We start from the raw sequence: 368 nt of genomic DNA, 5'->3' as shown, positions 1-368 counted from the left end.
GGAGGAGGGCATGACTCTCTCTTCCGTCGGGTGTGGGGGGACGCGCGCGCCCACGGCATGCCATGGGCATGACATGAACGCGCGCACTTCGTCGCCTCCATGATTTAAGAAGTGAAGTAAGGGGGCGTCAAGAGGCGGGAGCTCCCCCGTCCCCGTCCGGTCAGCGGGAGTTGCCGGCGTGGGTGAGGGTCTCCCAGGCGACGAAGAGGTTGTCTGTGCCCGCCGGACGCCTGGCCTGGGTGAGGTTCTGCGTGTTGGTCATCGCGTAACCCATACGGTTGCCGAGCGCGTTGAAGCCCACCTCGGTGACCGGACCCAGGTGATCCTTGAGGGCGCCGCCGCAGAGCCAGCCCGGGACCGCCGTGCCG

Annotated in this window: 1 pseudogene; it reads right to left on the bottom strand. The window is 67.7% G+C overall.

Going from position 1 to position 368, the window contains the following annotated elements:
- Window positions 1-160 precede the first annotated feature (160 nt).
- Window positions 161-368 (bottom strand): annotated as a pseudogene (locus OQ02_RS39480) (alginate lyase family protein); the annotation flags it as partial.

The sequence above is a fragment of the Saccharothrix sp. NRRL B-16314 genome (assembly GCF_000716595.1).
In the GTDB taxonomy this organism is placed as follows: Bacteria; Actinomycetota; Actinomycetes; order Mycobacteriales; family Pseudonocardiaceae; genus Actinosynnema.
This window is presented reverse-complemented; position numbering and strand designations above follow the sequence as displayed.